Source organism: Burkholderia sp. KBS0801, assembly GCF_005937855.2.
Classification (GTDB): domain Bacteria; phylum Pseudomonadota; class Gammaproteobacteria; order Burkholderiales; family Burkholderiaceae; genus Burkholderia; species Burkholderia ambifaria.
The window spans coordinates 12,510-39,398 of record NZ_CP042177.1 but is presented as its reverse complement, the minus strand read 5'-3'; the positions used below and the strand labels follow the sequence as shown (position 1 = coordinate 39,398).

Sequence of the window (26,889 nt, the reverse complement as noted above, 5' to 3'; positions counted from 1 at the left end):
TTTGCCCGGGCGGCCATTGCCGCCGGTGCCGTGAGTGCGCCCGACGTCCTGGCGCACGCGGCCGGGCTCCGATGGAAAAAACGATGCAGAAACTCGATGCGGAGAGCCCGCAGGCGATGTCGACGGATTTCATCGCCGACAACGTCGCGCGCCTGAAGGCGCTGTTCCCCGAACTCGTGACCGAAGGCCCGGACGGCGCGTCGGTCGACGTCGACGTGCTGAAGGCGCTGGTCGGCGAGCGCACCGTCGGCGCTGCCGACGAGCGCTATGGCTTCCACTGGCACGGCAAGCGCAGCGCGCGCCAGGCCGCGCTCACGCCGTCGACGGGCACGTTGCGCCCCTGCCCCGACGACAGCGTCGCGTGGGACGACACGCGCCATCTCGTGATCGAGGGCGACAACCTCGACGTGATGAAGCTGCTGCACAAGAGCTACGCGGGCAAGGTGAAGCTCGTCTACATCGACCCGCCGTACAACACCGGCAGCGATTTCGTCTATCCGGACGACTTCAGCGACAGCATCCGCCACTACCTGGCGATGACGGGCCAGACCGACGGCGGCGTGAAGCGCAGCACCAATACCGAGGCGAACGGCCGGTTCCACACCGACTGGCTGAACATGATGTATCCGCGCCTGAAGCTCGCGCACGCGCTGCTGTCCGACGAAGGGCTGATCGCCGTGCACATCGACGAGCACGAGGTGCATGCGCTCGTGCTGATGCTGCGCGAGATCTTCGGCGAGGAGAACGAGCTCGGCGTGGCCGTGTGGGACAAGCGCAATCCGAAGGGCGACGCGCGCGGCGTCGCGTACCAGCACGAATCGCTGGTGCTGTTCGCGCGCAACGCGGAGACGCTGCTCGAACAGGCGCCGCTGAAGCGCCCGAAGCGCAACGCGCAGCGCATGCTCGACGCCGCGCACGACGCGGTATACCGCAGCGGCAACGCGAAGGACGCGCAGAAGGCGTACCGCGCGTGGATGAAGGCGCAGACCAACCTGTCCGGCGGCGAGGTGATGTACGACCGGCTGTCGGCCGACGGGCGCGTGTACCGCCTCGTGTCGATGGCATGGCCGAACAAGAAGAAGGCGCCGGAAGAGTATTTCACGCCGCTGATCCACCCGGTCACCGGCCAGCCGTGCGCGATGCCGGCCCGCGGCTGGCGCAATCCGCCGGCGACGATGCAAGCGCTGATCGAGCGCGGCCAGATCGAATTCGGCCCGGATGAAACCACGCAGCCGCAGCGGATCTACTACCTCGACGAGAACATGTACGAGAACGTGCCGTCGGTGCTGCCGTTCGCCGGCTCCGACGACGCGCTGCTGAAGACGCTCGGCATCCCGTTCGACCAGCCGAAGCCGGTCGATTTCGCGGCGGCCGTGATCGGCTGGTGCACGCGCGGCGACGACATCGTGCTCGACTGCTTCGCGGGCTCCGGCTCGACCGGCCACGCGGTGATGCAGGTGAACGCGACCGACGGCGGCGCGCGCCGCTACATCCTCGTGCAGCTGCCCGAGACGCTCGACCGGCGCGACAAGACGCAGCTCGCGGCCGCCGATTTTTGCGCGAAGCTGAAGAAGCCGACGACGCTCGCCGAGATCACGAAGGAACGCCTGCGCCGCGCCGCGCAGCAGGTCGCGCGCGATTATCCGGAAAGCTATGGCGACCTCGGTTTCCGCGTGTACCGGCTCGACACGACCAACGTGATCGAGTGGGATCCGCGCCGCGACGACTTCGACCACGCGCTGTTCGCGTCCGTCGAGCACGTGAAGACCGGCCGCAGCGAGGACGACCTGCTCGCCGAGCTGACGCTGAAGCTCGGTCTCGACCTGTGCACGCCGGTCGAGCATCACCAGGTCGCCGGCAAGACCGTGCATCTGATCGGCCGCTCGATCGTCGCGTGCTTCGATGCGCGCATTTCGCGCGACGACGCGGGCCCGCTCTCGGACGGCATCGTCGAGCTGCTCGACGCGACCGGTGCGACGCGCGACGTCACGTGCCTGTTCCGCGACAGCGGCTTCGTCGACGACGTCGCGAAGCTCAATCTCGCCGCGCTGCTCGAGCAGCACGGCGTGAAGCGCGTGCGGAGCCTGTGATGCGGCTGCATTTCGAAGCGGATCTCGACTACCAGCGCGAGGCGATCGACGCCGTCTGCGACCTGTTTCGCGGCCAGGAATCGTATCGCGGCGACTTCAGCGTGCTCGCGAACGCCGCGCCCGGCACGACGGCCGCCGCGCAAGGTTCGCTCGGCTTCGCGGTGTCGGAGCAAGGCGTCGGCAACCGGCTGTCGCTGACCGACGACGCGCTCGCGCGCAATCTCGCCGACGTGCAGCTGCGCGGCGGGCTGCCGCCGTCCGGCCTGCCCGGCTCGCGCGACTTCACCGTCGAGATGGAGACCGGCACCGGCAAGACCTACGTGTACCTGCGCACGATCTTCGAGCTGAACCGCCGCTACGGCTTCACGAAGTTCGTGATCGTCGTGCCGTCGATCGCGATCAAGGAAGGCGTGCACAAGACGCTGTCGATCACCGAGGACCATTTCCGCGCGCTGTATGCGGGCGTGCCGTACGACTACTTCCTGTACGACTCCGCGAAACTCGGCCAGGTGCGCCACTTCGCGGCGAGCGCGGCGATCCAGATCATGGTGATGACGGTTGCCGCGATCAACAAGAAGGAGATCAACAACCTCTACAAGGACAGCGAGAAGACGGGCGGCGAGAAGCCGATCGACCTGATCCGCGCGACGCGGCCGATCGTGATCGTCGACGAGCCGCAGAGCGTCGACGGCGGGCTCGAGGGGCGCGGGCGCGAAGCGCTCGCCGCGATGGCGCCGCTCTGCACGCTGCGCTATTCGGCGACGCACGTCGACCGTCATCACATGGTGTACCGGCTCGACGCGGTCGATGCGTACGAGCGCAAGCTCGTCAAGCAGATCGAGATCGCGTCGGCGATCGTCGAGGATGCGCACAACAAGCCGTACGTGCGGCTCGTCGGCGTGTCGAACCGGCGCGGCGCGATCAGCGCGCGCATCGAGCTGGACGTCGCGACCGCGGCCGGCGTGAAGCGCCAGATCGTGTCGGCGACAGACGGCGACGATCTCGAACGCCTGACGAAGCGCGCGCTGTATGCGGGGCTGCGCGTCGGCGAAGTCCATGCGGTAAAGGGCGCCGAGTACGTCGAGCTGCGCCATCCGGAAGGCGAGGCGTTCCTGTCGCTCGGCGAGGCGTTCGGCGACATCGACACGCTCGCCGTGCAGCGCGAGATGATCCGCCGCACGATCCGCGAGCATTTGGACAAAGAATTGCGTCTGGCCGAGCGCGGCGTGAAGGTGCTGTCGCTGTTCTTCGTCGATTCGGTCGAACGCTATCGCCGCTACGACGAGAACGGGATGCCCGTGAAGGGCGACTACGCGCTGATCTTCGAAGAGGAATATGCGCGCGCGGCACGCGTGCCGGCTTACCGTGCGCTGTTCGACGGCGTCGACGTGGCCCTTGAAGTCGAGCGCGCGCACAACGGCTACTTCTCGATCGACCGCAAGGGCGGCTGGACCGACACGAGCGAGAGCAGCGCCGCCGCACGCGAGAACGCGGAGCGCGCGTACGGCCTCATCATGCGCGAGAAGGAAGCGCTGCTGTCGTTCGACACGCCGCTGAAGTTCATCTTCTCGCACTCGGCGCTGAAGGAAGGCTGGGACAACCCGAACGTGTTCCAGATCTGCACGCTGCGCGACATCCAGACCGAGCGCGAGCGTCGCCAGACGCTCGGCCGCGGGCTGCGCCTCGCCGTCGACCAGGACGGCGAGCGCGTGCGCGACCCGGGCGTCAACACGCTGACCGTGATCGCGACCGAGCGCTACGAGTCGTTTGCCGAGAACCTGCAAAAGGAAATCGAGGCCGATACGGGCATCCGCTTCGGGATCGTCGAGGAACACCAGTTCGCGGCGCTGCCGGTGCAGGAAGGCGACGGGCCCGCGCATGCGCTCGGCATCGAGCTGTCGCGCGTGCTGTGGGCGCATCTGCACGAACAGGGCTACGTCGACGCGCAGGGCAAAGTGCTCGACCGGCTGAAGGACGCGCTGCGCCAGAGCGCACTCGTGCTGCCCGAAGCGTTCGAGACGCTGCGCGCGCCGATCGTCGCGATGCTGCGCAAGCTGTCGGGCCGCTTCGCCGTGCGCAATGCGGACGAGCGGCGCGCGATCGCGTTGCGGCGCGACGCGTCGGGCAAGGCTGTCGTGTTCGGCGACGACTTCCGCGCGCTGTGGGACCGTATCCGCCACCGCACCGTGTACAGCGTCGAGTTCGACAACGCGAAGCTCGTGCGCGACTGCACGGCCGCGCTGCGCGACGCGCCGGACATCGCGCGTGCCCGGCTGCAGTGGCGCAAGGCCGAGATCGACATCGGCAAGGCCGGCATCGAGGCGGTCGAGGTGGCCGGCGCGGGCACGGTGCTGATCGACGAAGGCGAGCTGCCGCTGCCCGACCTGCTCACCGAGCTGCAGGACCGCACGCAGCTCACGCGCCGCTCGCTCGCGACGATCCTCGCCGACAGCGGCCGGCTCGACGATTTCCGCGTGAATCCGCAGCAGTTCATCGCGCTGGCCGCCGATGCGATCAACCGCTGCAAGCGGCTCGCGCTGGTCGCGGGCATCGCGTACCGCAGGCTCGGCGAACGCAACGTGCATGCGCTTGAGTCGTTCGAGAGCGAGGCGCTGACCGGCTATCTGCGCAACCTGCGTCCCGATGCGCGCAAGTCGATCCACGAGGCCGTCGTGTGCGAGACCGACGCGGAGCGTGCGTTCGCCGATGCGCTGGAAGCGCACGACGGCGTGAAGCTGTACGCGAAGCTGCCCGCGTGGTTCCGCGTGCCGACGCCGCTCGGCAGCTATCACCCGGACTGGGCGGTGCTCGCGGAGCAGGATGGCGGCGAGCGGCTGTATTTCGTCGTCGATACGCCGAATGCCGATGGCGACGTGACGACCGAGCACGAGCGCGCGAAGCTCGCGTGCGGTGAAGCGCATTTCCGTGCGCTGGTGGACGGGGAAGATGCCGCGCGATTCGTGCGCGTCAGGCAGGCGGAGGCGTTGTTCGAGCCTGCTGCGACCGTCGCGCCACTGGCAGGCGCGGGACGCTGAAACGAAGGGCGGCGACGAGCCGCCCTTTTTTCATGGGCCGGGCGGCGACGACGCTGGGATGCTCGTCTCTTGCGGGAGCTGATCCGCCTGTCATTCGCATGAAAGCGATGATCTGTATCCTCGCGCGTTCGTGCGCGTGGTTACGGCTGGTTGCAATTCGGGGTCGATGCCTGGCGCGGCAGGCATGAAAAAGGGCGCCGAGGCGCCCTTACGTGCCATGCAGCGCTGCGCTTACAGCGTGTGGCCGAATGCCTTGCGATGCGCGTGATGCGTGGACGTCGATGCATGCGCGGCATGGCCATGCGTTTGGCCATGAGCGTGGCCCGGCTGCGTACCCGCACGATCGGCGATCGTGTCGGAGCGATCGGCGGCTCGCGCGAGGCCCTTGTCGCGGTCGCCCGAGCGGAAGCCGTTCGAGTTGCTGAGCGCTTGGCCGCTCATGTGGCCACCGGACATGCCGCCCGCGTTGCCGCCGGAGCCGCCTGCGCCGTGACCACCGCCGTTGCCGCCGCCGCCACCATTGCCGCCGGCCGCCGCATTCGCGGAAACGGCACCGAGTGCGAGCAGCGCGGCTGCCAGTACGGACAGATATCGTTGGGTTTTCATTGTTGGCTCCCTGGAGCGCGTTCGAGTGATTGCATTCTACGAACGTGCGGTTTCCGTGCTGCTCGACGTTGTAAATGATCGTAACGGTGGCTGTGCGCAGCGCACATTCGTCAGATCAATTGGCCGGCGATCGGCCGCACGGGCGAATTACGCAGCCGGCCGTCAGGAAATAGGCGTCATGCGATCACGCTCCTCATGTCGTCGTGATCGGGGTTCTCGTGAACCGGTTGGCGGGTTCAGTTCCAGCCGCCGCGCCAGCCGTCGCGGTCATGCCAGCGGCGCTCACGCCACTCGTGCTCGCGCCATTCACGGCGGCGCCACTCGTGTTCGCGCCATTCGCGCGCACGCCAGTCGTCGTCACGGTAACCCACCGGCGCGTACACGACCGGCGGCGGCGGCGCCACATAGACTGGCGCCGGCGCCGCATAGGCGCCCGGCACGCCGATGCCGACCGACAGGTCGACGTGGGCCGATGCGACGCCCGAAGCTGCCAGCGCCGCTACACCGAGAACTGCACCGAGAATAAGTTTCTTGCTCATCTCGCGACTCCCTGCACGTGTCGTGCTTCATGTGAATACGGTTCGGAGTCTAGGCACCCTGCGCCGACACAGGTGAAACTGGTCTGCGAGAGCGGTAACGGACGATTACGGGTGGCCGCGAAGCCTTACGGGACAAGGATGACAAGTGATTCGACACGCCGTTGCAAAGGCGCGTCGACTCGATAAAGGCGGGAAGTTTTGCCGATTCGCGTCGCGGCGACACGGGCAGCACACGCACCGCACGCACGTCGTGCGAGCGGTTCGCAACGACCCAACAACCTCAAGCGCGAATATCGTCGACGCTGCGCAGCCAGTGCACGCTGAACAGGTTGCCCGCATCGGTCCACACGGTGTCGGGCTCGAAGCCCGCACGCCGTGCGATCGCATGGAAGCCGTCGATCGTGAACTTGTGCGAGTTCTCCGTGTGGATGCGCTCGCCGGCGTCGAAGCGGAACGCGTGGCCGCGCACGTGCACCGTCTGCGCGATATCGCTGACGAGATGCATCTCGATGCGCTGCCGCTCGCGATCGTAGAACGCGCAGTGCGAGAACGCGTCGAGATCGAAATCCGCGCCGAGTTCCGCATTCGCGCGGGCGAGCAGGTTCAGGTTGAACTGCGCGGTCACGCCCTGCGCGTCGTTGTACGCGTCGTGCAGCGTGCGCTCGTCCTTCACGAGATCCGCGCCGACCAGCAGGCCGCCGCCGCGCAACAGCCGCGCGGCGTCGCGCAGGAACGCGTCGGCTTCCTCCGGCGAGAAGTTGCCGATCGTCGAGCCGGGGAAGAAGCCGATGCGCCGGCGCGGCGTTTCGGTCAGCTCCGCGAGTTGTTCGGCCTTCGTGTAGTCGGCCGCGATCGGCGCGACGTCGAGCCACGGATACGCGGCACGCAGCCGCGCCGCGGCGCCGTGCAGATAGTCGGCCGAGATGTCGATCGGTACGTAGCGCGCCGGCGCGTTCGCGTAGTTGTCCGCGCATGCATCGAGCAGCACGCGGATCTTCTCGAGCGAACCCGCGCCGAATTCGACGATGTCCGCATGCGGGCCGACGCGCTGCACGATTTCCGCCGCGCGGTCGCGCAGGATGCCGAGCTCGGTACGCGTCGGATAGTACTCGGGCAGTTCGCAGATGCGGTCGAACAGCGCGGAGCCGGCCGCATCGTAGAAGTATTTCGGCGAAATGCTGCGCGGCGTGCGCGACAGTCCGTCGATCAGATCGCGCTCGAACGCGCTCGGCCGCGAATCGCGGGCGGGTTGCAGGCCACCGCTCGTGGCCGTCAGATCAGACGTCTCGCGCAAGTCGCACTCCCGTGAATTGCCAGCGCGCGGCCGGCGGAAAGAAATTGCGGTACGTCGGCCGTTCGTGCCCCGGCGGCGTCGCGATGCTGCTGCCACGCAGGACCTGCTGGCCGACCATGAACTTGCCGTTGTATTCGGCCGCCACCCCGGCGAGCGGCCGAAAGCCCGGATACGGCTCGTAGGCCGAACGCGTCCACTGCCACACGTGCCCGAGCATCTGCTGCATGCCGTCCGTGCCGAACGCGGCTTCCCATTCGAACTCCGTCGGCAGGCGTGCGCCGGCCCATTCCGCGTAGGCGGCCGCTTCGTAAAAGCTCACATGACACACGGGTGCATCGGGTGCGAGCGGCTCCACGCCGTGCAGGCCGAACGCACGCCATGCATGAACGGTTTTGGCATCGCCGTCGTCGTCGCGAATCCAGTACGGGGGCGCCGACCACCCTTCCCGCTGCACCGTTGCCCAGCCGTCGGACAGCCAGTATTCGGGGCGTTCATAGCCGCCGTCGGCGATGAAGGCCGCGAATTCCGCATTCGTCACGAGACGGTTCGCGATCTCGCACGGTCGCACGAGCGCCGTATGACGCGGCCGTTCGTTGTCGAACGAGAACGCGTCGCCGTCGTGGCCGATCTCGACGAGCCCGCCTGGCTGATGCAGCCAGCGCAGCGGGCCTGCGTCGCCCGCGGCCAACGCGTGCGTGGCGGCGCCGTCGCGCGGCCGGAAGGCAGGCTTGAGCGGGTTGCACGAGAACGCATGCAGCATGTCCGTGACGATCAGCTCCTGATGCTGCTGTTCGTGATGCAGGCCCAGCTCGATCTCGGGCGCGATCGCGGCGAGCAACGCCGGATCGGCATCATCGAGCGCGCGCAGCATCGCTTCGTCGACGTACTGCCGATACGCATGCACGTCATCGAGCGACGGACGCGTGAGCAGCCCGCGCTGCGGCCGCGGGTGGCGCGGGCCGAGCGCTTCGTAATAGGAATTGAAGAGGAACTGGAAGGCCGCGTCGAACGGCGCGTAGCCGGGCACGCGGCGCATCAGCACGACGGTTTCGAAGAACCAGGTCGTATGCGCGAGATGCCATTTCACCGGACTCGCGTCGGGCATCGACTGCACGGCCTGATCTTCGGCGGATAGCGTCGCGGTCAACGCGATGCTATGGGCGCGCACGTCCTGATAACGGCGCTGAAGCTGGGATGCAAGGAGGCTCATCGGTTTACCGTTCACGTCGCGATTCGCTGCGTTGCGTTGCCGGAAAAAGGAAAGCCTTGCGCTCGAATGCGCGCGGCTGACGTGCGACCTTCGTTGCTGCGTCGTCGGGCAGCCGGCGCGCGCGCCGGGCCGCTGATGCGGCATCACTTCTTCTGCCCGTGCAGAACAGTATGGGCCAGAAATGTGAACGTCGCGAATCGGATTTCGGGCGAAACAAAGGCGAAAGAAAAATGAAAGAATTTACCCTGTCCGGCTCGGCGGCATGACGAACCGTCGACGCCCGTCATCGCGGGGCTCGGCCACTCTAACGCAATGTGCATGCCTGCGCATGCGCACTACCGACGCCTCGTGACAGCCACGCGGCGCGGATGAAAGGTCGATGGCGCGGCTTCGCCGGAGCAACGGCGTCATGCGGGCGATGTCGGATCCCGATTCGCGCGCGGGTGTCGCGGGCATCGGCGCCACGTTCGACTCCGCATGCTTCCCCGCCTTTGAAAAATTTTTTGCGTCGATGTCACACGCGCGGGGTGCTCGCTCGTCATGTCACCGGAACCCACACGAAAGGAGAAGGAACCATGACTGCGAAACTCAATCCGTTTGCCGCCGCCCCCGCGCTGATGAAGAGCTGGATGACCGTATCGGTCGATGCTGCCGGGAGCCTCGAGCCGACGCTGATCGAGCTGGTCAAGATCCGCGCATCGCAGATCAACGCGTGTGCGAACTGCCTTAACATGCACACCGTCGAGGCGCGCGAGCAAGGCGAGACCGAGCAGCGCATCAACCTGCTGGCCGCCTGGCGCGAAGCGCCCTGCTACACCGATCGCGAACGCGCGGCGCTCGGCTGGACCGACGCGCTCACGCGGCTGTTGGAAGGCCACGGCGCGCATGAGGCCGCGTATGCGGCGCTGAACGACCACTTCAGCCAGGAGGAACAGGTGAAACTCACGCTGATGATCAACGTGATCAACGGCTGGAACCGGCTTGCCGTCGGCTTCGGGCTGTGGGTCGATCCGGCCGAAGCGAAGGCCGCGGCCGCGAAGATGGTGGCCTGATGACGAGCGTCGATCCGGCCACGGGCAATGCCGAAGACCGGGCCGACGCAGCGGCGAGCTTCGACCCGCTGCGTCGCACGCTGATTCGCGTCGCGTACCGGATGCTCGGTTCCGTCGCGGACGCCGAGGACATCGTGCAGGAGGCGTTCATCCGCTGGATGGACGTCGATCGCACCGAGGTGCGCGTGCCCGAGGCGTTCCTGCGCCGCATGGTGATGCGCATGTGCCTCGATCAGTTGAAGTCCGCGCGGCACCAGCGCGAGACCTATATCGGCCCGTGGCTGCCCGAGCCTGTCGTCGAGCAAGACGAACAGGAGGACGTCACGCTGCCGCTGATGCTCGCGCTCGAACGGCTGTCGCCGCTGGAGCGCGCGGCGTTTCTGCTGCACGACGTGTTCGTGCCTCGAGTTCGACGAGATCGCGACCACGATTCAGCGCGACCCGGCCGCATGCCGGCAGCTCGCCGCACGCGCACGCACGCATGTGCGCGAGGCGCGGCCGCGGTTTCATGTCGAGAAGCAGCGCGGGATCGAGCTGGCCGAGGCGTTCTTCGCGGCGTCCCGCAGCGGCGACATGCGTGCGCTCGGCGCGATGCTCGCCGAGGACGTGAGCCTGCATTCGGACGGCGGCGGCAAGCGCGCGGCCGCGGGCAAGCCGGTGTTTGGCTTCGAACGCGTGATGAAGGTGCACGAATACCTGGCCGAGCTGTTCGCCACGCATGCGTCGAAACTCGTGCGCGCGGGGTTCATCAACGGGCTGCCTGGGTTCGTCACGCTGGAGGCCGACGGCGAGCTGCAGACGACCGCGCTCGACATCGACGACGGGAAGATCGTCGCGATCTATGTCGTGCGCAATCCTGACAAATTGAAGCATCTGCATTGACGGTGGCCGGTGGGCGCGATGCGCCCGCCTGCCCTGCTCTGCGCGCTGCTTTGTCGATTGCCTGCTACGTGCAGCGACTGGATCCGCAAGATGCATCGTGCACATGCATGCGCAGTTTCGGCCGCAAAAAGAAAAACGCCACGCGAAGTTGCCGCGTGGCGTTTGTATGTTTGGCGAGCCGGATTGCCTGTAGGCAATTCGCGCTGCCGGACCCCTTCATTTTGTTCGTTGGTAGGCTCGATTGGATTCGAACCAACGACCCCCACCATGTCAAGGTGGTGCTCTAACCAACTGAGCTACGAGCCTAAGAAGCCGCGAATTATAGAGAGGGTTTTGGAGGAGCACAAGCCCCTTCGTGAAAATTTTTTGAATCGGGGATGCGCGCGCTGACGATCGGCCGTTGCCCGGTGCTGCGAGCACGTCGGCTTCGCGTCTTCATGTCACAGCAAAACACGTCGATGCGCTGTGAGGTTATCCACATTCCCCTCTGGATAACCATCCGGCAAGCCTCTGGATTCCCAGTGGAACGATTGAGGATATGTCGGCGCGGCTGTGAATCGGCGAAAAGTTGTTCTGTGCTGCACAGAGCTTTGAGTGTGCATTGCCTGTGGTTATGCGTTCCGCTTCGAGCTGAAAATTCAGGACGTTACGGTGGTTATCCACTGTGAGGCCGCGTGCTTGTTAACTATCACTACGTATGTATACGAACACTGTTAACACCATTGGATAAGCACAGTCGGGCGACTGTGCTCCGGGCAGGCAATGCGCTACGTGCAGCAAGCAGACAACCAAATCGGCGGGCTGTGAGGCCCGAGGTCAATGTGCGAACGGTCATGTCTGTAGAATCGCGGGCATTCACGATGCGACGAGTTGTCGACATGACATTGGCGATTCGGGTTGATTGGCAAAGCGGTGTGGTTCACGCCGACCGTGTGCGTATCGAGGTCGGCGACGACGGGCGATTGAGCGAGGGCGTCCGGCGCCTGTGTTTGCCGGCGCAGGAGTTGGAGAACGGTGCGGTGCGTTATCGCATATCGCAGAAGATCACTTTCGGCGGACATGCGGGCGAATGCTTGATCGATATGATCGGAGGGCGTCTGACGAGCGTGTTGATCCTGTTCGACGCGATTCGCTTCCTCGACGCGAGCATCACAGAGTCGAAGATCGTTCGGTCGATTGCGAAGGCGTCGGGACTGGCTGTGGTGAGCGCGCATCCCACAGAGGCGCGACTCGAGCCGTGCTCATGGGGCGTGGCGGAGTTTCGCTACGATCCCAGGCAAGGGGATTTGAGTTTGGAGATGCGGTTTCGTGGTGAGTGAATCGCGTCGGCTGGTCAAGATGTTGTAGTTGGTGGCCGATACGGTTCCACCGATGGAGGCAGCGCCGGATGAGTCGGCGTGGTCGAGGATTGCTCGCACGACAGTTTGTGTTTTCGGGAAACAGGAGACGAGATGCCGCTGATAAATTGCCGGTCTCACGGATATGTCGGCGGTGAGCTTGTGACACGAGCGGTGTCCGATCTCGTCAGGGATCGCAGCCGCTGGAGCGACAGCCGTCGGATTGTGCCGTTGACCCTTTTGCGCGATGAAATCGAGTATCCCGGCTACATGCTCGAATCCGAAGAGACGAAAGTGCTTGCGCTGGGCGGTAAGTACGAGGGAGGGGGCGTCTACCGCTTCAACGACGACGAGACGATGGAAGCAGCCATCGGATTGCTGACCGCAACGTGCGTTGAGTGCCTGAGGGAATTAATGGCCGTGCAGAAAGAAGGGTAGTTGAACAGGATGTCTCGGTGGGAGGGATGGCCAAACCGACGGGTGCCCCGTCGAGCTCGATACCGCGACGCTGCTTGGTCTGGCCAACGAAGCGCTCACGCGTGTGAACAACCCGAACGCAACTAAATCGAAACCCTGTGCATCGACTTGGTGAGGGCGGTGTGGATATCACCCCCTAAAGTGAATCGAAATCCTGTGCAACCCAAAGGTGAGCGATTCGACAAGCGAGGGCATGCGAAGCCGTTGCGGCCGATGTGGATATCGAGCGGTGAAATGACACCAAACCCTGTGATACCGAAGCCGACGAGCGCCCGCCCATCCACGAACCCATCGAAACGAGCCGCGCGGTGTGGATAACCAATACGAAAACGAATCCTAATGCTGTGAACCCGAACGGTGAGCGTGAGCGCTTTCGGGCTGGCTGAGCCGCCGCCGGGGCCGGTCCGCGGACCACGCTCCGCACATTCTCTCGCTCAAATCTGCCGATCGAGCGCCCGCACAACGGCTTGTTCGCCCAGATTGACCGCCGGCCCGACCACCGCGAAATTAATCCCGTTCGCCGACCCATACCGCGCCAGCAACGCCCCATCCACGCGTTGCCCCGCCGGCAGCAGACGATGTTTCGATTCCGCTGGCCGGAGATAGAAGCTGAGCGTCCGTCCGGCATTGTCCTCATAGAGCACCATCGCGGCCGTGGCACCGCTGTCCGTCGTAAACAACCGCCCGCCAACCGGTTTGAACCCCGCCGCACTCAAATCCGGCAGCTTCGCCGAAGCCCCCACGCGTCTGGTGAGCCACCCCTGCAAATCGCCCGCACTCGTCGGCCGGAAATCCACCTTCGCGACCTGGTCGACCACCATCATCCGGTAAGCCTCGAGCGCATCGCTCATCGGCGCGATCGGCGGCGCCGCGTTCCACCCGCGCGCCTGCCACCCGCCAAACGTCCCGAGCCCGATACAGAACACGAACGAAGCCGCCATCGCGAACCGCATCCGCGAGCGCTCTGCACGCCGCGCACGAATCGCCGCCGGATCGAGTTCAGGGTTCTCACCCGGCATCCGCACACTCTCGAGCGCGGCCCGCAACCGCTGCGCATCCTGCTGCCAGCGCTTCACCTGTTCCGCACTCTCCGGATGCAGCGCGAGATATCGCTCGACCGCGGCACGCGCATCGTCGTCGAGCTGGCCGTCGACATAGGCCTGGAGATCGTGTTCGTCGGGACGGAGGTTGTTCATTTCATCAACCGGAGAGAAGGAGCGGGAAGCTCGCCGTCGCTGAGCTGGCGCAGCGCCTGACGCGCGCGGGAGAGTCGCGACATCACGGTGCCGATCGGCACGTCGAGCAGGTCGGCGACTTCCTGATACGTGAAGCCCTCGACCGCGACGAGCAGCAGCAGGCTGCGCTGCTCGTCGGACAGGCGGCCGAACGCTTCGAGCGTCGCACGCGCGGCCACCTCGCGTTCGGCGGACGGCCAGTGCTGCTCGTCGTCATTGCTGATGCGGCCGAGCATCCACGCGTAACGCTTCGCGCTGCGCTTGCCGTCGAGAAACTGTCGGTAAAGGATCGTGAAGAGCCAGCTGCGCAGCGACGCGTCGTCGCGGCGGCTCGTCCAGCGCGACAGCGCGCGCTCGAGCGTCGACTGGACGAGATCGTCTGCCGCATGAACGTCGCGCGCCAGCCAGAGCGCGAAGCGTCGCAGCCTGGGGATGAGTTCGCGCAACGCGTCGTCGTCGGGGGCGTTTGAAAGCATGGCCGGGGCGCTAGCCGATAAGCGTGGAGATTCCGAGTAGGACGCCGGTCGGCGTCGCTTATTCCGTCAGCTTACGAAAAATTTCTTCATGGAATAAAGCGGCGTGTGCGGCGTCCTATGCCTGTTCGACAATGATCTGACGATCGGGAGTGCATCCATGAAGCAATCTTCCTCTTCTTCGCCGCCGCGCGAACCCGGGCGCGGGTGGTGGCGCTGGGCCGCGATCGGCGGCGCGGTGGCCGGCGTGACCGTGGCGTTCGGGTATGTCGGCGGCTGGCTCGCGCCGACGCGGCTGACCCCGCACCGAATCGTCGACGCGCTGCAGACGGCCGGCGGCGGCGCGCATCCGGGTTTCCGGCGCAACCACGCGAAGGGCGTGTGCGTGACCGGTTACTTCGAAAGCAACGGCGCCGCGAGCGCATATTCGGTCGCGCCGTTCTTCAAGGCGGTGCGCACGCCGGTGGTCGGGCGGTTCGCGCTGCCGGGCGGGAATCCGTATGCGCCCGACAGCAGTGTGCCGATCCGCAGCCTCGCGCTGAAACTCACCGCACCCGACGGCCAGCAATGGCGGACCGGGATGAATGCGATGCCCGTATTTCCGGTGGCCACGCCGAAGGCGTTCTACGCGCAGTTGCTCGCGACCCGGCCGGATCCGGCCACGGGCAAGCCCGATCCCGCGAAGGTGAAGGCGTTTTTCGGCGCGCATCCGGAGACGGCTGCATTCCGCGAGTGGGTGAAGGGTGCGAAGCCGAGCGCGAGCTATGTCACCGAAAGTTATTACGGGCTGAACGCGTTCTACTTCGTCGACGCAGCAGGTAAGCGCCAGGCGGTGCGGTGGCGCGTCGTGCCGGAGCAGACGGCCGGCGCCGGCGACGTCGCGACGGCCGCGGATCCGAACGTGTTGCAGCAGGACCTGACGCGTCGCATCGCGGACGGTGCGCAGAAGTGGAAACTGTTGGTCACGCTGGCGGCGCCCGGCGATCCGGTGGACGACGCGACGAAGGTCTGGCCTGCGCAGCGCACGACGATCGACGCGGGCACGCTCGTGCTCGATCGCGTGGAGCCGCAGGACAGCGGGCCGTGCCGCGATGTGAATTACGACCCGACGGTGTTGCCGCAGGGGATTCAGGTATCGGGGGATCCTTTGCTGGCGGCGCGGTCGGCGGCGTATGCGGATTCGTATCTGCGCAGGACGAGTGAAGAGGCCGGCGTGGCCGGTGCGGCGCGGTTGAGTGCGGAGGGACGGTGATGAAGGCGACTACGACGTTTAGCTTGCCGGCGAGGGTGCTGCATTGGGTGATGGCCGCGATGATTCTCACGATGTTGTTTATCGGAGTGGGGATGGTGGCGTCGGTTTCCGAGCGGCATGATTTCCTGGTGGCTTTGCATAAGCCGCTGGGGGTTGCGGTGCTGGTACTGGTTTGTGTGCGGATCGTGGTGCGCTTCGTGTCGAAGCCGCCGGCGTTGCCCGCGGATCTGCCCGTCTGGCAGAAGGTGGCCGCGCATGGGTCGCATCTCGTGCTGTATGCGCTGATGGTCGCGATGCCGCTGATCGGCTGGGCGATGCTGTCGGCTGGCGGGTATCCGGTGACGCTGGGTGGCGGTGTGCAGTTGCCGGCACTGGTTTCGGCGGATCCGGTGGCGTTTGCCTGGCTCCGGGTCGCGCACCGGCTGCTGGCTTACCTGTTCTTTGCTACGTTCGTCGCGCACTTTGCGGCCGCGCTGTATCACGGCTTGATCCGGAGGGATGGGGTGGTGAGGGCGATGGTGGGGCGCTGAGCGACGGAGGATTGCGCGTTGGATGCGGCGAGGCTGTTCACGGGCTACCGAGGCAGCTTCTGCCGAGTCGCTTCTATAAGTATCGGGGCGGCTCAACGGGCCTGCGGCACCGCTTGTAAAAAAATTTTCACAAAAGGGTTGCAGAGACGAGGGCGGGTGCATAGAATCACGCCTCTTTCGCGCTAACGGAAACACGGCGCGGGGAGAAAGAAGGGAAGCGGTGCTATTGAGATTGGTTTTAGCGATCTCGGCGCACATTGAGTTGAATCCCAACCGTCGCAACGAATTAGTTAAATAAGTTGTTGACGAGTTGAAAAAAACACCTCATAATCTCGCTTCTCTGCTGCTGAAAACGCAGCGCTGCTGGGAAACGGAAGGTTTCTCGCAGAAATGCTCTTTAAAAATTAACAGCCGATAAGTGTGGGCGCTTGATGGCAGCGAGCTGATCCTCGGATCAGATAGCGAAAGTATCAAGAGTCTCACACTAAAGTAAGTCAGGTTTATGAAGTGATTCATATTCCTGTCAGCTTTGAGTGAGCGACCGGTTCTTAACCGAACCGAAAACAGTAACAGGTTTAAACTGAAGAGTTTGATCCTGGCTCAGATTGAACGCTGGCGGCATGCCTTACACATGCAAGTCGAACGGCAGCACGGGTGCTTGCACCTGGTGGCGAGTGGCGAACGGGTGAGTAATACATCGGAACATGTCCTGTAGTGGGGGATAGCCCGGCGAAAGCCGGATTAATACCGCATACGATCTACGGATGAAAGCGGGGGACCTTCGGGCCTCGCGCTATAGGGTTGGCCGATGGCTGATTAGCTAGTTGGTGGGGTAAAGGCCTACCAAGGCGACGATCAGTAGCTGGTCTGAGAGGACGACCAGCCACACTGGGACTGAGACACGGCCCAGACTCCTACGGGAGGCAGCAGTGGGGAATTTTGGACAATGGGCGAAAGCCTGATCCAGCAATGCCGCGTGTGTGAAGAAGGCCTTCGGGTTGTAAAGCACTTTTGTCCGGAAAGAAATCCTTGGTTCTAATACAGCCGGGGGATGACGGTACCGGAAGAATAAGCACCGGCTAACTACGTGCCAGCAGCCGCGGTAATACGTAGGGTGCGAGCGTTAATCGGAATTACTGGGCGTAAAGCGTGCGCAGGCGGTTTGCTAAGACCGATGTGAAATCCCCGGGCTCAACCTGGGAACTGCATTGGTGACTGGCAGGCTAGAGTATGGCAGAGGGGGGTAGAATTCCACGTGTAGCAGTGAAATGCGTAGAGATGTGGAGGAATACCGATGGCGAAGGCAGCCCCCTGGGCCAATACTGACGCTCATGCACGAAAGCGTGGGGAGCAAACAGGATTAGATACCCTGGTAGTCCACGCCCTAAACGATGTCAACTAGTTGTTGGGGATTCATTTCCTTAGTAACGTAGCTAACGCGTGAAGTTGACCGCCTGGGGAGTACGGTCGCAAGATTAAAACTCAAAGGAATTGACGGGGACCCGCACAAGCGGTGGATGATGTGGATTAATTCGATGCAACGCGAAAAACCTTACCTACCCTTGACATGGTCGGAATCCCGCTGAGAGGCGGGAGTGCTCGAAAGAGAACCGGCGCACAGGTGCTGCATGGCTGTCGTCAGCTCGTGTCGTGAGATGTTGGGTTAAGTCCCGCAACGAGCGCAACCCTTGTCCTTAGTTGCTACGCAAGAGCACTCTAAGGAGACTGCCGGTGACAAACCGGAGGAAGGTGGGGATGACGTCAAGTCCTCATGGCCCTTATGGGTAGGGCTTCACACGTCATACAATGGTCGGAACAGAGGGTTGCCAACCCGCGAGGGGGAGCTAATCCCAGAAAACCGATCGTAGTCCGGATTGCACTCTGCAACTCGAGTGCATGAAGCTGGAATCGCTAGTAATCGCGGATCAGCATGCCGCGGTGAATACGTTCCCGGGTCTTGTACACACCGCCCGTCACACCATGGGAGTGGGTTTTACCAGAAGTGGCTAGTCTAACCGCAAGGAGGACGGTCACCACGGTAGGATTCATGACTGGGGTGAAGTCGTAACAAGGTAGCCGTATCGGAAGGTGCGGCTGGATCACCTCCTTTCCAGAGCTTCTCGTAAAATTGAGCGCTCACGCTTATCGGCTGTTGATTAAGACAGACTAGCTGTCTGCGGTTAAACCGGTTATAATGCCGGCCGCTTTCAATAATCTTCAATGACAAATATTCGAATGAAGTTTGGTTCGAGTCTTTTTCATTGGCGATTGAGCCAGTCAGAGTGATATCAACAGATATCGGCTGTCGTTCTTTAACAATCTGGAAGAAGTAAGTAATTTGGATAGCGGAAGCGTCTTGAGATGGACGTGAAAGTTATCCGGGTTGTGATTGTATCGATGTATCTCAAGATGATTCGAACTCTATGTTTGACTCGATTTTGGAATACGGCACAACGCGAGAACTCAACCTGTAGCGACTGTCGCGTCGAAAGATGAGACAGACTCGTTATAGGGTCAAGCGAACAAGTGCATGTGGTGGATGCCTTGGCGATCACAGGCGATGAAGGACGCGGTAGCCTGCGAAAAGCTACGGGGAGCTGGCAAACGAGCTTTGATCCGTAGATGTCCGAATGGGGAAACCCACTCCTTTTGGAGTATCCATGGCTGAATACATAGGCCATGCGAAGCGAACGCGGTGAACTGAAACATCTAAGTAACCGCAGGAAAAGAAATCAACCGAGATTCCCAAAGTAGTGGCGAGCGAAATGGGATGAGCCTTGTACTCTTTATTTGTATTGTTAGCCGAACGCTCTGGAAAGTGCGGCCATAGCAGGTGATAGCCCTGTAGGCGAAAACAGTATGAAAGAACTAGGTGTACGACAAGTAGGGCGGGACACGTGAAATCCTGTCTGAAGATGGGGGGACCATCCTCCAAGGCTAAATACTCGTGATCGACCGATAGTGAACCAGTACCGTGAGGGAAAGGCGAAAAGAACCCCGGGAGGGGAGTGAAATAGATCCTGAAACCGCATGCATACAAACAGTCGGAGCCTCGTAAGGGGTGACGGCGTACCTTTTGTATAATGGGTCAGCGACTTACGTTCAGTAGCAAGCTTAACCGTATAGGGCAGGCGTAGCGAAAGCGAGTCCGAATAGGGCGTTCAGTTGCTGGGCGTAGACCCGAAACCAAGTGATCTATCCATGGCCAGGATGAAGGTGCGGTAACACGTACTGGAGGTCCGAACCCACTAACGTTGAAAAGTTAGGGGATGAGCTGTGGATAGGGGTGAAAGGCTAAACAAACTTGGAAATAGCTGGTTCTCTCCGAAAACTATTTAGGTAGTGCCTCGTGTCTCACCTTCGGGGGTAGAGCACTGTCATGGTTGGGGGGTCTATTGCAGATTACCCCGCCATAGCAAACTCCGAATACCGAAGAGTGCAATCACGGGAGACAGACATCGGGTGCTAACGTCCGGTGTCAAGAGGGAAACAACCCAGACCGCCAGCTAAGGTCCCCAAATATAGCTAAGTGGGAAACGAAGTGGGAAGGCTAAAACAGTCAGGAGGTTGGCTTAGAAGCAGCCACCCTTTAAAGAAAGCGTAATAGCTCACTGATCGAGTCGTCCTGCGCGGAAGATGTAACGGGGCTAAGCTATATACCGAAGCTGCGGATGCGTGCTTTGCACGCATGGTAGGAGAGCGTTCCGTAAGCCTGCGAAGGTGCGTTGAAAAGCGTGCTGGAGGTATCGGAAGTGCGAATGCTGACATGAGTAGCGATAAAGGGGGTGAAAGGCCCCCTCGCCGTAAGCCCAAGGTTTCCTACGCAACGTTCATCGGCGTAGGGTGAGTCGGCCCCTAAGGCGAGGCAGAAATGCGTAGCTGATGGGAAGCAGGTCAATATTCCTGCACCATTGTTAGATGCGATGGGGGGACGGATCGCGGAAGGTTGTCCGGGTGTTGGAAGTCCCGGTCGCTGCATTGGAGAAGGCACTTAGGCAAATCCGGGTGCGCAATTCAAGGGTGTGGCGCGAGCTCCCTCGGGAGCGAAGCAATTGGAAGTGGTTCCAAGAAAAGCCTCTAAGCTTCAGTCTAACGATGACCGTACCGCAAACCGACACAGGTGGGCGAGATGAGTATTCTAAGGCGCTTGAGAGAACTCGGGAGAAGGAACTCGGCAAATTGGTACCGTAACTTCGGGATAAGGTACGCCCTTGTAGCTTGATGCGCCTGCGCGCAGAGGGTGAAGGGGTTGCAATAAACTGGTGGCTGCGACTGTTTAATAAAAACACAGCACTCTGCAAACACGAAAGTGGACGTATAGGGTGTGACGCCTGCCCGGTGCCGGAAGATTAAATGATGGGGTGCAAGCTCTTGATTGAAGTCCCGGTAAACGGCGGCCGTAACTATAACGGTCCTAAGGTAGCGAAATTCCTTGTCGGGTAAGTTCCGACCTGCACGAATGGCGTAACGATGGCCACACTGTCTCCTCCCGAGACTCAGCGAAGTTGAAGTGTTTGTGATGATGCAATCTACCCGCGGCTAGACGGAAAGACCCCATGAACCTTTACTGTAGCTTTGCATTGGACTTTGAACCGATCTGTGTAGGATAGGTGGGAGGCTATGAAACCGGAACGCTAGTTTCGGTGGAGCCGTCCTTGAAATACCACCCTGGTTTGTTTGAGGTTCTAACCTTGGCCCGTGATCCGGGTCGGGGACAGTGCATGGTAGGCAGTTTGACTGGGGCGGTCTCCTCCCAAAGCGTAACGGAGGAGTACGAAGGTACGCTAGGTACGGTCGGAAATCGTGCTGATAGTGCAATGGCATAAGCGTGCTTAACTGCGAGACCGACAAGTCGAGCAGGTGCGAAAGCAGGTCATAGTGATCCGGTGGTTCTGTATGGAAGGGCCATCGCTCAACGGATAAAAGGTACTCTGGGGATAACAGGCTGATACCGCCCAAGAGTTCATATCGACGGCGGTGTTTGGCACCTCGATGTCGGCTCATCTCATCCTGGGGCTGTAGCCGGTCCCAAGGGTATGGCTGTTCGCCATTTAAAGAGGTACGTGAGCTGGGTTTAAAACGTCGTGAGACAGTTTGGTCCCTATCTGCCGTGGGCGTTGGATATTTGAAGGGGGCTGCTCCTAGTACGAGAGGACCGGAGTGGACGAACCTCTGGTGTACCGGTTGTCACGCCAGTGGCATCGCCGGGTAGCTATGTTCGGAAGAGATAACCGCTGAAAGCATCTAAGCGGGAAACTCGCCTTAAGATGAGATATCCCTGGGGACTAGATCCCCTTGAAGGGTCGTTCGAGACCAGGACGTTGATAGGTCAGGTGTGTAAGCGCAGTAATGCGTTCAGCTAACTGATACTAATTGCCCGTAAGGCTTGATCCTATAACAAGTCTGCCTTGTAGATCGGCGCCGTGCGCAAGCACTGGCCGCGATCCCAAGCGACAAGTTGGATTCTCGTGTGTGATACACACAACTCAAAATTACTGCTTCTTCCCAGATTGGTCGCGTTGCGAAGCAGCGCGACAACCCTCTTTGCCTGATGACCATAGCGAGTCGGTCCCACCCCTTCCCATCCCGAACAGGACCGTGAAACGACTCTACGCCGATGATAGTGCGGATTCCCGTGTGAAAGTAGGTAATCGTCAGGCTCCCTAAGCCAGAAACCCCCGCCCGAAAGGCGGGGGTTTTTGCATTTGTGGCGCTGGAAATGCTGCTACAAGAGATCAGCACCATCGATCTGTTGACTGTTGGTGCGACGGTTGTTGACGATGACAGCTGAAAACTGCGCTGGTTTCCGCGCTCGGGAACCGCTCATGGAGAGGCTTTGCGGACGCTGGCCACTACCGAGGCAGTGAGGCTGCGTAACGCGGCCCTTGCCCCTTTAGCGTGCGAATGGCCGCAAACAGTCCGGTTGATGGTGGGGCTGCTCGCGGAAATCAAGATCGCCATAGTGCGGCGTGATGTGGAACTGTCACCTTTGACTATCTACTCGCGCTGAGCTAGCGACATGACGCTCCCCCGCGAGACGCTGAGCACGTACTACCGCGAGTATCTCGTCATCCGCTGCGACATTGGGAGCCCTACTTTTCAATCGATACAGGCTACAAGGAACCGTACCCATTCGAAAAACTCGGGTTCGAGAATACTTATGTTTTGATAGGAATTTTGGTTGGTTCTCGACACGTTCTCGGCGTCGGTGAGCTGTAATCGGATGACCCCAGTCTTCCAGTTCGCATCTATCGCCTGAACATAGACTGTTCCGGACGTATCTGCAACCGGAGGAGATATACCAACGGAGCATGGAAAGCGCGATTCGTACAGACGGCAGTGTCCGATGAACAACTCGGCAACGTCGACCGCGAGTTCCGCATCATCAAGTGTGGCAAATTTGTAGTCGTGCTCGACCGCGTTGCGTACTGAATTGAGTTTCCGCAGCAGTCTTTGGCCGATTACTCCACACCGTTCGAGAAATTCGAGCTTCGCAGGGAAGCTCCGAAGATTACCTTTTAGAAGGCCGCCGCTAAACGAATCACACAGCGATTCAACTTGGAGATGTAGCGCGCGCTTTGCATTGGATACAGCATTGATTGCATGCCGGGTCACATCCGACGGATGTTGCGATGCTTCATCGAGGTCGTTTTCTGCGAATTTTAGGTAGTCACGGGGTTTTGGACTTTGCCTGAGTCCGCTTCCTGTGCAGGTGAAATCGTATGTGTTGTCTGGCGATATACTTCCGACTTGAAATACGTACTTGACCTGCGCGACGGCTCGCTTCATCGTTTCGCCACGTACTTGTTCACTGCTTTTTGCATTCATTAGAATGTCACATCTTTACAGGAGACGATGACTGCGGGGAGCGACATGCCTCGCTGCGGAGTTCAAAATTTAGCATCTTAATACAACACAATCAGCGCACGCGTTATCGCCGTTTACGGCAGATTCGGGGAAAACTTGATACCGGTGTGCTTTGTCAGCGCTGTGATCCATTGCTACTAATGGAATACACTCCAGAACAGAAAGGGGTGGGCAACGGAGAGAAACGCACACCAGGCCCTAGAACGCATATGCCGTCTGCCGATGCGCGAACTGCAGCGGATTGACCCGATCTCATCATGGAGACGACGAGCATGTCAGTCGGTCAGTCGGTCATTCGTCGCTTCGATGAATAGGTGCTGCGCGCACGGCATCCGCCTCACGAGGAGTCCCGTGTGGCAATCATCGTCGAGACGTACCTCCATGTGGCGAAGCATCGTCGGCGGAACAGCGGGTAGCTTCGCAGTTCTTCCGGCTATGCCTGTGGACACAAAATGAAATGTTAGAACAGCTATTCGAACAGCAGGAGCGCATGGACGAAGATATCAAGGCGGAGCTGCCGTTGAAACGGGTGTAGCGCATGCGTTCCCTTCTTTGATGCCTTTTGAATACAGGTCGGTATTCAGAAAAAGTCTCACTTTATACGTCGAAAAAGTCTCGCTTTCTCTGTCGCCCGCCACTACAAGAAGTGTAGACAGACTCATAACCCGAGAATCTGCGCCTTACGGGATAAGGGCTTCCAGCTAAGGGCAGACCCTGTTTACCTATTCAATTCCGTACCTTCCGTGGTGGAATGGCAAAAAATGGACGCTGCTTGGCCCCCCAGGACCATGGTCCACAAATCGGCACAATGCCAGAAAAGCGCCGCGGCAGACTAGGTGAGGTGGCCAATACTGGCAACCCGCCAATCGTTCCAGGCTTATGCTTCCGGCTGTGGCGGCGCACCTGAACGGGCGCGCAGAGCCTCGTAAAGTTGGGCTGGCCCCAGCAAGATGTCCTTCAGATCGTCGCGCACACGCGCTGAATCGAGCGCTTGTTTGCTCATGGTGGTATGCGCGTCGAAGGCGTCGATGATGGCGCGCATCAGCGCATCGGTCAGGTCGGGGGAGTTGGCGAACTGCTCCTTGCTGTTGCTCGCGGCTTGCTGTACCAGCAGTTCATTTTCTAGTAGCTTGCCTTTGAGCACCCCATTCACGTACACGAGCTGGTCGTCGTCGGTCAGCTCGCCGTCGAACAGGCCGTTGACCTTCCGGATGATTTCATCGAGGAACGCCTTTTCTTTCTCCTGGACCGCGCCGCTGCCGACCGCATCCATCGGTGGCAGCTTCGGCGCCTCGCCGTGACCGAGATTCAGGGACTGTCGACCAGTGTTTCTCAGGCTATGGTGCGTTAGCGTGACCTTAGACAGGTCGACGGTGTCGCGCTCGCGGCCGAACTCGAGCAGCGGGATGAGGAGCTTGTAGAACAGGAATCGCTTTTCGATATCGGTATTGCCGTAGTCGAAAATCTGCGACAGGAACGCGTAGAGACGGACGAACGCCCCCATGTCGTTCTTGAACAGCACCAGTGCGTCGAGCGTGTCCCTGGCGGCCTGGGCAGCCTTCTCGTCGTGCTGCGCGTCGGCGGCGGCCTTGTCCTGCTGCGCCGCCTTGTAACGCTTGAGCAGCCGGTCGGCCACGGGCGCGATGGCGGCTTGCAGTTGAGCCTGGGTGGCCTCCGGGTCCAGCTCGACCCTGGTGACACGGTCGACCTCGAAGTCGTCGTAATAGCCGGCCGCATCGAGCTTGGCGCGCAGGTCGTAGACGTGATGTGGGTCGGTGGTGGCCTCCAGTTCGGCGGTCTCGTAATACGTCTTGAACGCCTTCAGGACTTCGCCCGCATCGTTGATGAAGTCGAGGATGTAGGTGGTGTCCTTGCCCGGTTGCGCACGGTTGAGGCGTGACAGCGTCTGCACGGCCTGGATGCCGCCGAGCATCTTGTCGACGTACATTCCACACAGCAGGGGCTGGTCGAAGCCCGTCTGGAACTTGTTAGCGACGAGCAGCAGATGATAGTCGGGCTCGGCAAAGGCGTCGCGGATGTCGCGCCCCTTGAGCCCGGGGTTCAGCTCCTTGCTGGTCTCGCTCACCGGCGCCGGATAGCTTTCGGGGTCGTCGATTTCGCCTGAGAACGCGACGAGCACGCCAAGCGGATAGCCACGCTTTTCGATGTACGCGCGAATCGCCTTCTGCCATCGCACGGCCTCCTTGCGGCTCGCGACGACCACCATCGCCTTGGCTTTGCCGTCGAGCAATGGTTGCACGTTCTCGCGATAGTGTTCGACGACGATTTGCACCTTCTGCGCGATGTTGTACGGATGCAGCCGGACCCACTGCATGATGCCCTTCATCGCCGCACTACGCTCGACCTGCTTCTCATCGTACTCCTGGCCGTTGTGGGCCAGCCGGAAGGCCAATTTGTACGTGGTGTAGTTCTTCAACACATCGAGAATGAAGCCTTCCTCGATGGCCTGGCGCATCGAATACACATGGAACGGTTGAGGCAGTCCGTCTGGACCGGGCCGGCCGAACAGTTCCAGCGTCTTCTGTTTGGGCGTGGCTGTGAAGGCGACGTAGGTCAGCCCCTTGGCACCAGTCCGGGCTTCCATCTGGGCTGCCAGCAGCACCTCCGTGTCGATTTCGCCGCCGTCCTGCAGGTCGGCCCATTCCTCGGCCGAGAGCAACTGCTTGAGCTTGGCCGCCGCTTCGCCGGTCTGCGAACTGTGGGCTTCGTCGGCGATGACCGCAAAGCGCTTGCCTTCGGTCGCCGCCAGTTTCTGCACTTCCTGTAGCGCAAACGGGAACGTCTGGATGGTACAGACGATGATTTTCTTGCCCGTCTTGAGCGCTTCGCCCAGTTGCGTGCTCTTGCTGCCGTGCTCGTTCGTGATGGTCGCCACGACGCCGGTCGTGCGTTCGAAATCGAAGATGGCCTCCTGCAGTTGCGCGTCGAGCACGGTGCGGTCCGACACGACGAGAACGCTATCGAACAGCTTTCGGTGGTCGGTGTCGTGCAGGTCGGCGAGGAAGTGCGCGGTCCAGGCAATCGAATTGGTCTTGCCCGAACCCGCCGAATGCTGAATCAGATAGCGCTGGCCAGGTTCTTGCGCCAGGACATCCGCCACCAGCTGCCGGGTCGCGTCGAGCTGGTGATAGCGCGGAAAGATAGTTGTTTTCGGCTGCTTCTTTTCGTCGCGCTTGCCAATCAGGTAGCGGTGCAGGATGTCAAGCCAGCTGTCACGTGCCCACACTTCCTCCCACAGGTAGGCGGTGGCGAAGCCGTTCGGATTCGGCGCATTGCCCGCTGCTCCGTGATTACCGCGGTTGAACGGCAGGAATTGGGTCGCAGGACCTGCGAGCCGGGTTGTCGTCATGACCTCGGTCTGGCTCACCGCGAAGTGCACGAGGGCACCGCCCGGGAAGCCCAGCAATGGCTCAGCATGCCCGCCCTTGGGCTGCGGGTGTCGGTCGAAGCGGTACTGGTCGACCGCGTCCTGCACGCTCTGTGTGAAGTCCGACTTCAACTCGGCGGTCGCAACGGGGATGCCATTGACGAACAGGACCAAGTCAATCGCCTCCTTCGTGTCGTTCAGCGAATGATGGACCTGTCGCACCACGCGCAGCCGGTTGGCAACGTAGTGTTGCTGGATGACCGGGTTAATGGCCAGCGCGGGCTTGAACTGCACGAGGGAGAGCGGCTCCTTGAGCCCCAGCATCTCGACGCCACGCCTCAGCACGTCCAGGGTACCGCGCTCGTTCAGGCTCTTACGGACACGTTCAGCCAGACGCTGTTTGAGTGCCGGGCCGTGGGTCCTGGTCAGGCGCTGCCAGGTATCGGGCTGAGTCGTCTCAATCCATGTCTCCAGGTCGGGCTGGTAAAGCGAGCTGACGCGGTCGTAGTGCGCGGCATCGCCTTCGGCATAGTGCCAACCATTGGTCGCCAGGGACTGGCAGATTTCGGCTTCGAAGTAATGTTCCTGGTGCAGGCTGCTCATGGATGACCCCGGAAGTATT

General features: G+C 61.7%; 15 protein-coding genes, 1 tRNA gene, 3 rRNA genes and 1 pseudogene. 11 read left to right on the top strand and 9 right to left on the bottom strand.

Annotation, left to right across the window (positions count from 1 at the left end):
• The first annotated feature begins 71 nt into the window (after positions 1–71).
• The gene (locus tag FFI87_RS00160; protein WP_138846922.1) at positions 72–2,090 is read left to right on the top strand and encodes a site-specific DNA-methyltransferase; all 2,019 of its coding nucleotides are present in this window, start codon (positions 72–74) and stop codon (positions 2,088–2,090) included.
• Complete coding sequence (locus FFI87_RS00155; protein WP_138846923.1) at positions 2,090–5,125, top strand: type III restriction-modification system endonuclease; 3,036 nt, start codon at positions 2,090–2,092, stop codon at positions 5,123–5,125. Before FFI87_RS00160 ends, FFI87_RS00155 begins: the two co-directional genes overlap by 1 nt.
• Before the next feature lie 231 nt (positions 5,126–5,356).
• Here FFI87_RS00155 and FFI87_RS00150 read toward each other — a convergent pair whose 3' ends face one another.
• The 4 genes from FFI87_RS00150 to egtB all read right to left on the bottom strand — a co-directional run bounded on the left by FFI87_RS00150 (position 5,357) and on the right by egtB (position 8,774).
• The gene (locus FFI87_RS00150; RefSeq protein WP_138846924.1) at positions 5,357–5,731 is read right to left on the bottom strand and encodes a hypothetical protein; all 375 of its coding nucleotides are present in this window, start codon (positions 5,729–5,731) and stop codon (positions 5,357–5,359) included.
• A gap of 236 nt (positions 5,732–5,967) precedes the next feature.
• Positions 5,968–6,270, bottom strand: coding sequence for a hypothetical protein (locus FFI87_RS00145; protein WP_006757424.1), 303 nt, complete (start codon positions 6,268–6,270; stop codon positions 5,968–5,970).
• A gap of 280 nt (positions 6,271–6,550) precedes the next feature.
• A complete protein-coding gene (egtD, locus tag FFI87_RS00140) occupies positions 6,551–7,564 on the bottom strand; it encodes an L-histidine N(alpha)-methyltransferase (RefSeq protein ID WP_138846925.1) in 1,014 nt (337 codons plus the stop codon).
• Positions 7,548–8,774, bottom strand: a complete 1,227-nt coding sequence (egtB, locus tag FFI87_RS00135) for an ergothioneine biosynthesis protein EgtB (protein WP_138846926.1) — start codon at positions 8,772–8,774, stop codon at positions 7,548–7,550. The genes egtD and egtB overlap by 17 nt, the downstream gene beginning before the upstream one ends.
• Positions 8,775–9,349: 575 nt before the next feature.
• On the opposite strand from egtB, the gene FFI87_RS00125 reads away from it, so the two are divergent.
• Both FFI87_RS00125 and FFI87_RS00120 read left to right on the top strand, forming a co-directional pair.
• The gene (locus FFI87_RS00125) at positions 9,350–9,826 is read left to right on the top strand and encodes a carboxymuconolactone decarboxylase family protein (RefSeq protein WP_138846927.1); all 477 of its coding nucleotides are present in this window, start codon (positions 9,350–9,352) and stop codon (positions 9,824–9,826) included.
• Positions 9,826–10,708 (top strand): annotated as a pseudogene (locus FFI87_RS00120) (sigma-70 family RNA polymerase sigma factor). Before FFI87_RS00125 ends, FFI87_RS00120 begins: the two are co-directional and overlap by 1 nt.
• A 229-nt stretch (positions 10,709–10,937) precedes the next feature.
• Here FFI87_RS00120 and FFI87_RS00115 read toward each other — a convergent pair.
• Positions 10,938–11,014 (bottom strand) — tRNA-Val (locus FFI87_RS00115).
• A gap of 572 nt (positions 11,015–11,586) precedes the next feature.
• Here FFI87_RS00115 and FFI87_RS00110 point away from each other — a divergent pair.
• Together FFI87_RS00110 and FFI87_RS00105 are read left to right on the top strand one after the other, a co-directional pair.
• Positions 11,587–12,027 carry a hypothetical protein gene (locus FFI87_RS00110; RefSeq protein WP_138846928.1) on the top strand — a complete coding sequence of 147 codons (441 nt, stop codon included), beginning with the start codon at positions 11,587–11,589 and terminating at the stop codon, positions 12,025–12,027.
• Positions 12,028–12,159: 132 nt separating this feature from the next.
• Positions 12,160–12,483, top strand: coding sequence for a hypothetical protein (locus FFI87_RS00105; RefSeq protein WP_138846929.1), 324 nt, complete (start codon positions 12,160–12,162; stop codon positions 12,481–12,483).
• Positions 12,484–12,956: 473 nt separating this feature from the next.
• On the opposite strand, the gene FFI87_RS00100 is transcribed toward FFI87_RS00105, so the two are convergent.
• Both FFI87_RS00100 and FFI87_RS00095 read right to left on the bottom strand, forming a co-directional pair.
• Positions 12,957–13,718 carry an anti-sigma factor family protein gene (locus FFI87_RS00100; protein ID WP_012362701.1) on the bottom strand — a complete coding sequence of 254 codons (762 nt, stop codon included), beginning with the start codon at positions 13,716–13,718 and terminating at the stop codon, positions 12,957–12,959.
• A complete protein-coding gene (locus FFI87_RS00095) occupies positions 13,715–14,233 on the bottom strand; it encodes a sigma-70 family RNA polymerase sigma factor (RefSeq protein ID WP_138846930.1) in 519 nt (172 codons plus the stop codon). Before FFI87_RS00095 ends, FFI87_RS00100 begins: the two co-directional genes overlap by 4 nt.
• 157 nt (positions 14,234–14,390) lie before the next feature.
• Between FFI87_RS00095 and FFI87_RS00090 the strand changes: the two genes are divergently transcribed.
• The 5 genes from FFI87_RS00090 to rrf all read left to right on the top strand — a co-directional run bounded on the left by FFI87_RS00090 (position 14,391) and on the right by rrf (position 21,672).
• A complete protein-coding gene (locus FFI87_RS00090) occupies positions 14,391–15,482 on the top strand; it encodes a catalase family peroxidase (RefSeq protein WP_138846931.1) in 1,092 nt (363 codons plus the stop codon).
• On the top strand, positions 15,482–16,012 hold the full coding sequence (locus FFI87_RS00085) for a cytochrome b (RefSeq protein ID WP_011655548.1): 531 nt from the start codon (positions 15,482–15,484) through the stop codon (positions 16,010–16,012). Before FFI87_RS00090 ends, FFI87_RS00085 begins: the two co-directional genes overlap by 1 nt.
• Before the next feature lie 577 nt (positions 16,013–16,589).
• Positions 16,590–18,122 (top strand): 16S ribosomal RNA (locus tag FFI87_RS00075).
• 402 nt (positions 18,123–18,524) lie between these two features.
• Positions 18,525–21,406, top strand: a 23S ribosomal RNA gene (locus tag FFI87_RS00065).
• A 153-nt stretch (positions 21,407–21,559) separates the two neighbouring features.
• Positions 21,560–21,672: ribosomal RNA gene (gene rrf / locus FFI87_RS00060) — 5S ribosomal RNA — on the top strand.
• Together the 16S, 23S and 5S rRNA genes form the textbook arrangement of a ribosomal RNA operon.
• 439 nt (positions 21,673–22,111) lie before the next feature.
• Here rrf and FFI87_RS00055 read toward each other — a convergent pair.
• Complete coding sequence (locus FFI87_RS00055; protein WP_138846932.1) at positions 22,112–22,840, bottom strand: hypothetical protein; 729 nt, start codon at positions 22,838–22,840, stop codon at positions 22,112–22,114.
• Positions 22,841–23,756: 916 nt separating this feature from the next.
• Positions 23,757–26,870 (bottom strand): type I restriction endonuclease subunit R, encoded by a 3,114-nt coding sequence (locus FFI87_RS00045; RefSeq protein ID WP_138846933.1) that lies wholly within the window; start codon positions 26,868–26,870, stop codon positions 23,757–23,759.
• Between the last annotated feature and the right edge of the window lie 19 nt (positions 26,871–26,889).

Bases quoted from the DNA above. Each gene is read 5' to 3' on its own strand.
- FFI87_RS00160 (WP_138846922.1), top strand. From the start codon at position 72: ATGGAAAAAACGATGCAGAAACTCGATGCGGAGAGCCCGCAGGCGATG.
- FFI87_RS00155 (WP_138846923.1), top strand. From the start codon at position 2,090: ATGCGGCTGCATTTCGAAGCGGATCTCGACTACCAGCGCGAGGCGATC.
- FFI87_RS00150 (WP_138846924.1), bottom strand. From the start codon at position 5,731: ATGAAAACCCAACGATATCTGTCCGTACTGGCAGCCGCGCTGCTCGCA.
- FFI87_RS00145 (WP_006757424.1), bottom strand. From the start codon at position 6,270: ATGAGCAAGAAACTTATTCTCGGTGCAGTTCTCGGTGTAGCGGCGCTG.
- egtB (WP_138846926.1), bottom strand. From the start codon at position 8,774: ATGAGCCTCCTTGCATCCCAGCTTCAGCGCCGTTATCAGGACGTGCGC.
- FFI87_RS00125 (WP_138846927.1), top strand. From the start codon at position 9,350: ATGACTGCGAAACTCAATCCGTTTGCCGCCGCCCCCGCGCTGATGAAG.
- FFI87_RS00110 (WP_138846928.1), top strand. From the start codon at position 11,587: ATGACATTGGCGATTCGGGTTGATTGGCAAAGCGGTGTGGTTCACGCC.
- FFI87_RS00105 (WP_138846929.1), top strand. From the start codon at position 12,160: ATGCCGCTGATAAATTGCCGGTCTCACGGATATGTCGGCGGTGAGCTT.
- FFI87_RS00100 (WP_012362701.1), bottom strand. From the start codon at position 13,718: ATGAACAACCTCCGTCCCGACGAACACGATCTCCAGGCCTATGTCGAC.
- FFI87_RS00095 (WP_138846930.1), bottom strand. From the start codon at position 14,233: ATGCTTTCAAACGCCCCCGACGACGACGCGTTGCGCGAACTCATCCCC.
- FFI87_RS00090 (WP_138846931.1), top strand. From the start codon at position 14,391: ATGAAGCAATCTTCCTCTTCTTCGCCGCCGCGCGAACCCGGGCGCGGG.
- FFI87_RS00085 (WP_011655548.1), top strand. From the start codon at position 15,482: ATGAAGGCGACTACGACGTTTAGCTTGCCGGCGAGGGTGCTGCATTGG.
- FFI87_RS00055 (WP_138846932.1), bottom strand. From the start codon at position 22,840: ATGAATGCAAAAAGCAGTGAACAAGTACGTGGCGAAACGATGAAGCGA.
- FFI87_RS00045 (WP_138846933.1), bottom strand. From the start codon at position 26,870: ATGAGCAGCCTGCACCAGGAACATTACTTCGAAGCCGAAATCTGCCAG.